Annotated in this window: 4 protein-coding genes; all 4 read right to left on the reverse strand. The window is 55.4% G+C overall.

The window, feature by feature from the left end; genetic code table 11:
* Nucleotides 1-6: 6 nt before the first annotated feature.
* Nucleotides 7-2994 carry a SusC/RagA family TonB-linked outer membrane protein gene (locus BLU78_RS11550; protein ID WP_010265009.1) on the reverse strand — a complete coding sequence of 996 codons (2988 nt, stop codon included), beginning with the start codon at nucleotides 2992-2994 and terminating at the stop codon, nucleotides 7-9.
* Between the two features lie 39 nt (nucleotides 2995-3033).
* Entirely contained in the window at nucleotides 3034-4572 is a 1539-nt protein-coding gene (locus BLU78_RS11555) for a BACON domain-containing protein (RefSeq protein WP_010265011.1), read from the reverse strand.
* A gap of 28 nt (nucleotides 4573-4600) precedes the next feature.
* Complete coding sequence (locus BLU78_RS11560; RefSeq protein ID WP_231290932.1) at nucleotides 4601-5569, reverse strand: BACON domain-containing protein; 969 nt, start codon at nucleotides 5567-5569, stop codon at nucleotides 4601-4603.
* 962 nt (nucleotides 5570-6531) lie between these two features.
* Nucleotides 6532-6753, reverse strand: a 222-nt coding sequence (locus BLU78_RS11565) for a beta-galactosidase small subunit-related protein (protein ID WP_143029398.1), incomplete at its 5' end; no start/stop codon positions are given.

The following is a 6753-nucleotide window of genomic DNA, read 5'->3' on the forward strand; positions in this document are numbered from 1 at the left end:
TTTTATTTAGAACGTTAATTGCACGCCGAGCGTAAAACGGGTCGTCTGCGGATACATCGACGCCGTATTGTTCACATACTCGAAACCGGGATTCAGACCGTTGATGTCGACCTCGGGATTGATGCCGTTGTAATTGGTGAATACGGCCACGTCGCGGATCGTCAGGTAGATCTTGGCCGACTGGATGTAGCGCGTCCACCTCTTCAGGTCGAGCGTATAGCCGAGGTTGACGGCGTCGATTTTGAGGAAGGAGGCGTCGTCGATCCAGTAGTCGCAGAGAATCTTCTCGTCCTTGATGTTGCGGTTGCGCGTATAGGCCGACTTGAGGACATTGAGCTGCGAATCGTTGGCCAGCCCGTAGTACATGTTGACCTGGCTGAACACGTCGTAGTCGAGCCAGCTGCGCAGGAAAACCGACAGGTCCCAGTTCTTGTAGCGGAACGTATGGTCCCACGAAAGGATCACTTTCGGAATGGCATTGCCCACGAAGTGCTTGTTCTCGGCGACGAGATTCGACTTGGTGCCGTCCACGGCGGGCACGATCTCGTTATTCTTGTCGTAGATCATCCACTTGCCGTCCTCGTCGAGCCCGGCATACTTGTAGACGAAGAACTGGCCGATCTCGACGCCGTTCTGCAGGCGCACGGCCGTACCCGGGTTGCCCGGCGAGGGGAAAGTCACCTGGTCGAGGAAGAAACCGTCATCGCCCATATTATTGATCTTGCTCTTGTTATGCGACAGGCGCAGGCTCGAGGAATAGCGGAAATCCTTGCGGCGGACGATATCCCCGCCGAGTTCGAACTCCCAGCCCTTGTTCTCCAGGCTGCCGATGTTCTTCATGATCTTGTCGTGCACCATCGGCGGCATCGGCGCATTGACCGAGTAGAGCATGTCGTCGACCTTGCGGTGGTAAACATCGAACTTACCCCACAGGCGATCGTCGAACAGCGAGAAATCCAGACCGAAGTTCAGCTCCGATTTCTCCTCCCATTTGAGGTCGGGATTGACGTTGCGGACCGAACCGTAACCGGGCTGCCAGATGCCGTTGGTCGGCCACATGTCGTTGGCCTTGTACATACGGGTAGTATAGCCGTTGCCGAAGCCGTTGTTGCCCGTGACGCCGTAGCCCAGGCGGACTTTGAGGTCGTTGACCCACTTCACGTCGCGCAGGAACGCTTCGTTCGAGATGCGCCAGCCTCCGGAGAGGGCCCAGAAGTTACCCCAGCGGTTGTTTGCGCCGAATTTCGAGGAGCCCTCGCGGCGGAAGCTCGCGCTCACCATGTAGCGGTCCTTGTAGGAATAGTTGACACGTCCGAACAACGAGAGCAGCCGTTCGCGCGGGTCCTTGCCCGAGTCCATCGTGGCACGCCCTTCCGAGAGGTACGAACCCACGCCCATATCCCACGGACCGACCCCATCGACCGGGAAGTCGTAGTTCGCCATGTTGAAATCTTCGCCGCCGGCCTGCCAGAAACTATAACCGGCAACCGCATCGAACGTATGATCCTCGCGGAAAACCTTGTGATAGTTGGCATAGGCCTCGATGGAGACACGGTTGTCCTTGCTGAACTTGTGCGACGCTCCGCCGCGGCGGCTGTTGTCGATCGACTCCTTATGGTCGTGCGAAACGTAGGTGTACTGCTGGTACTGGCGCTTGTCGATGCCGACCGTACCCTGGATCGAAAGCTCTTTCATCAGGTTGATCTTCACGGTAGCATCCGCGAGCAACCACTGGTCCTTGCCGTTGTTGGTGCGGAGCATGATATCGGCCACGGGGTTGAAGCTCGTTCCCGAGATGCCGTTGCCGACGACGTTGTAGGCCGACGGATTGGCGGGGTCACGGAGCGGAATGGTCGGGTTGAGCCCGAAAGCCATCTTGAAGATGCCCGACGAGTTGCGGTCGTCGCGCTCGGCCTCGCGGAACTGGGCATTGGTGCGGATTTCGACCACCCCGTCGAAAAGGTTGAACTTGGCGTTGACACGCCCCGAATAGTCTTTGCGGTTGTCGCCGATGACGATGCCTTTCTGGTTCTGCGCCATGAAAGAGGTATAGACCTGCGCCACGTTCGATCCGCCCGAAATGCTCACCGAATGGCGCTGCGAGAACGGAAGCTCATTGGTAAGCTCCTTGTACCAGTCGGTATCGTAACCGTAATCCTCGCCGAGTCCGTACTCGACATACTCGCCCGATGAAAGCAGGTCGGGGGTCTTGCGGATGGCCTCTACCGAAAACTCGCCCGTATAACGGGCTGTTACGCGGCCCTGCCGGGCCTGTTTGGTCGTGACGAGGATCACACCGCCGGCGGCGCGCGTACCGTAGATCGCGCCAGCCGAGGCGTCTTTGAGCACATCGACCGACTCGATATCCTCCTGGTTGAGCGCACGCATGTCGCCGCCGGGGATACCGTCGATAATCACGAGCGGACCTTTGCTGGCGTTGACCGAGGCCACGCCGCGCAGCTGAAAGTCATTGCTGCTGTTAGGGCTGGCGCTGCCCGAAATGGTCAGGCCGGGAATCTTGCCCTGAAGCGCCGTGGCGATGGTCGAGCCGCCCATACCGGCCACCAGGTCGTCGCCCTTGATCGAGGAGATGGACGAAGTCACCGATCTCTTCTCCATCGTACCGTAACCGATCACGACGACGTCTTTCAACATCTGGCTGTCGTCTTCCAGAACGACGTCGAGCACCGACTGCGCACCGACCTTGACGGTCTGTTCCACATAGCCGATATAGGAGAATTTCAGTTCGCCTCCGGCGGGAACCCCGATCGTAAAACGCCCGTCAGTGCCCGTCGTCGTGCCCGTCGTCGTGCCGACGACTACGACCGTAGCGCCGATGAGCGGTTCTCCGGCCTTATCGGTCACCTTGCCGCTCACCTGGTTGCGGTTCTGAGCCTGCGCCAGCGACGCGGCCGCCGTCAGCACCAGGCAGAACACGAAACGCAGAAAATACCCTGCATAGGATTTTCCCGTATCTGCAAATCTGTTTTTCATATCTGTCTTCTTGTTTTTCATTGATTTGACACCGCAGGACTATTCGGCTGCGATCTTCGTCATTTTGATGTCGTCGAGGAACCAGCGGAAGTAGCCGTTTTGTCCCTGCTGGGTCGAACGGATAACAATCCGGGTGTCGGCCGTAATGCCGTAGAGTTTCATGCTCACGGGCGTCCACACATATTTACCCTCGGGAGTTATCGGGTCGCTCAGCTTCGCCTCACCGCCGATGGTACCCGGTCCCTCGACGATCTCGACGGAAACGGTAACCTCGTCGGGGATCTTGCTGCCACCGATATTGGGACAAATCTCGAACGTAAGTTCCACGTCTGTGCAATAACCCTCTGCCACGGCATCGAGAGCCGGCAGGATCACTCCGGTCTGGTTACCGCCCCGTCCCATTTTCAGGTAATCGGAGGCCAGGTACATGCATTCTCCATCCGGATTATAATCCTTAAGTCCCGATTTCACGAACGCAGCGTTGCCCTCTTTCCGATCCTCAGTCGTGCCGTAAATGGGCAGGGTGCTGGTTTTAACTCCGTCGCTGCCTACCTGGTCGTCTTTGTTGAACGGCTTGCACCAGTCGAACGGCTCGTTATAATAGACATGCCCGACCTGCTGGCCGTCGTCCTCGAACAGATTGTCCTTGGCGTTCTGGCTGACACTTACGGTCTCTTCGAGTCCGGTCTGCGCAGTGACGATCTTCACTTCTCCGCTGCGGAGAGCCCCCGTACCGTTCTCTCCGACCGTGAGCGTCACCTCGGTTTCGCCCGCATCGCCCGAAGCCGGGCTGAGCGTCAGCCAGCCGTCGGCGGTCGAGGTCCATGCCTCGGCGGCAGTGACCGTGAACGTCAGCGGCGTGCGCTCCTCGTCGGCAAAGCCGAACTTATTGACCCTGAACGACGTTGCGGAAACTTTCAGCCCCTCGAGGTTCTGAGTCACGGTGACGGTCGCACGCTTCGAACCGGCGATCACGACGAATGTACCGGTACGCACGGCGCCGGTCGTATTCTGGGTGATCGTCAGCTCTACGTCCTCTTCGCCGGCTTTGCCCGAGGTTTTCGAAGGGGTAATCCAACCGCTGTCCCCGGCGACCTCGATCGTCCAGTCGCTATTCGCGGAGATATAGACCGAAGCCTTTGCCCCCGTCTCCAGCAGGCCGGATTTGACGACGGTAAGCTTGCCCGGGGAAACCATCAGGGCATCGACTTTGAGTTTCTGGATGACAGCGACCGTTCGCCGCGAACCGTCGCCCTCGAATATGACATAGCCTTCACGGTCTTTACCCGTGTTGTTTTCGTCGATCGCAAGGAAGATGCGCGTACGTCCGCGATCCCCCTCGGTATGGGTCGGATGTATCCACTCCTCGACGTAGGTCGCCCGCCACGCATGGTTGGACCCGAGGTCGAAATTGACCGTCTCGCCGTTGGCCGTCAAACCGTTGTATTCCACTTCGATCTCCTGCTTGGAAACCGAGATAAACGCATCGGGATCGTCGTCGTCGCAGGCCGTGAAGAGAGAACCCGACAGCAGCAACAGGAGGGACGACGCCCTGATTATCATATACTTGAAATCCATTGTAATTCTGATTTTGAATTGATTAGGGTTAATTGCGCGGAGCTTTCACGATCTTCACGTTGTCGAGATACCAGCGGAAATAACCTTTTTCGCCGGCAGTCACCCCGCGCTCTCCCTGCTGCGTCGAACGGATGGCAATACGGGTCGCAGCGGTCACACCATAGAGTTTCACGCTCATCGGCGTCCATTTCCAGGCCTGGTCGGGTTTCATACCCTCGCTCTCACGGTCGGAGTTGCCGTTGACCGTGCCCGGCCCCTCGACGATCTCGACCGTAACGGTCACCGCATCGACCTTGCCGGTTCCGCCGATATTCGGGCAGGCATCGAACGTAAGTTCGACATTGGAGGCTTTCTTGCGGCCGATCTTCAGCGCCGGCAGAATGATTCCGGTCTGCTTGTCCGTCGCCCCCATCTTGAAATATCCGGCACAGGCGTACATCGTCCTGCCGACCGGATTGTAATCTTCGAGCCCGGCTTCGCCGAACTTTTGCAGTGCGTCGCCGGTGGAATAGATGTTTTTCGCATTATCCTGCGAACCGACGCCTACGCAGTCGGCACCGCCGTATACGGCAATCCAGTCGAAGTTTTCGTCATAGTAGGTGTATCCCACAGGATTCCCGTCGTCGGGATCGGGATCGAGCGTCTGCGTCACAGTGACCCGCTCGGAGAGTTTTCCGCTCGTAACGGTGAGGTGTCCGGTACGTTCGCCGGTGGTTTCATTGGGCTTCGCTTCGAGCGTCACGGAAACGCGGCCTTTTCCGGTCGGTTTGTCGACATCGAGCCATTCGGCGTCGGACGTGATGGCATACCCCCGGTTTGCAAGTACGTCGAGCGAGGCTTTCGAACCGGTATTCAGCATCCCGGTCTGGATCAGCTCCACCTCGACCTTGCTCACAACGAGCCGGTGTGCGGCATCTTCCGCCTTGTCCTCGATGCAGGAGGGAAGCAGACACACACAGCCCGATAAAAGCAACAGGCGTAAAAAGGTTCTCTTCATGGATAATTAGGTTTAGGTGTATATTAAAAAAATTACGAATCGAAATCTTCCTATGAGGGGATGAGGCAAAATTACCCATTTCCCCGGGGGGGGGAAATACCCCGCTTCAAAAATATAGACCCAAACCACCGACAATATCCTAATATAAAACGCATTACATCTTAAAACCCCCGAATGTTATATAGATTTGCAAAGCCCCTGAACAGCCGAAAAACGACTTTTCCCCGATTTTTCCCGACCTGGCGCTCTCCGTTCCGCCGGAATTTCGCTGTATGCGCGGATTTCGCATCGAAATAGTCCCCGACTATCGACCGGCACAACGGTATTTAATGATATTCACACCCAAAGATAATTTCCTCCTTTGGTATGGATAAATACAGGGAAAAGGTTTGAAGATTACAAAATGTCTCTATTGGTTTTGGCACGCTCTTACTCTGATGATTCAACTTCTAATTGCGCAAAACCTCATTAACATTTATGAGTTTATCCATGTCTTTTTGTAAAGCGACGCATTTTGTCTGTATTTTCTCAGAAGATTCCTCTATTTCCATTCTTACAACCCTTGCTTTATTCCATGACTTTTATACAGCATAAAACAAGATTCCAATAATACTCAATGTCCGTCAACCTTTCCAAAAGTATAAGTACAACAAAAATACTTATATTATTGCATGTCCTAAAGATGAAAAGTCTACCCAAAAGTTCTTTCGATTGGCACTAATAATCCACCCCAAAACAGAATAAATTATCGTACAACCTGTAAGAAAACTCCAGAATAACTGTTTTAACAAAGTATCTATTTCACAACCGCATAAAAATAAAGCCACTAAACCATAAAAGAACAACCAGAGGCTTACAGAGGATACATTTTTAGCTTCACAACCCACGAATAATCGGCGGGAGTTGCGTTTTGAGAACGTAACTCCCGCCGATGTGTTTATTCCGGATGGTCCGGCGATTTTTTACCTGCCTCCGGTTACGGGTTTCAGCAGGAACCTGAACTCATAGTCCTTGTACGGCATCCGGTATTCGGGTAATGGCAGCCGTCCCCAGCTGTTCACGCAGCCGAGTCCGGACTGAAGACTCTCGATATTGACATGCGTGCGTCCGTCTGAGACGAGGTCGCCCGGGTGTCGGACGTATTCGGTCGTACCGTTGTCGAGCTGCGGAATGGAGTAGGGAAT

The organism is Alistipes timonensis JC136 (assembly GCF_900107675.1).
Lineage (GTDB): Bacteria > Bacteroidota > Bacteroidia > Bacteroidales > Rikenellaceae > Alistipes > Alistipes timonensis.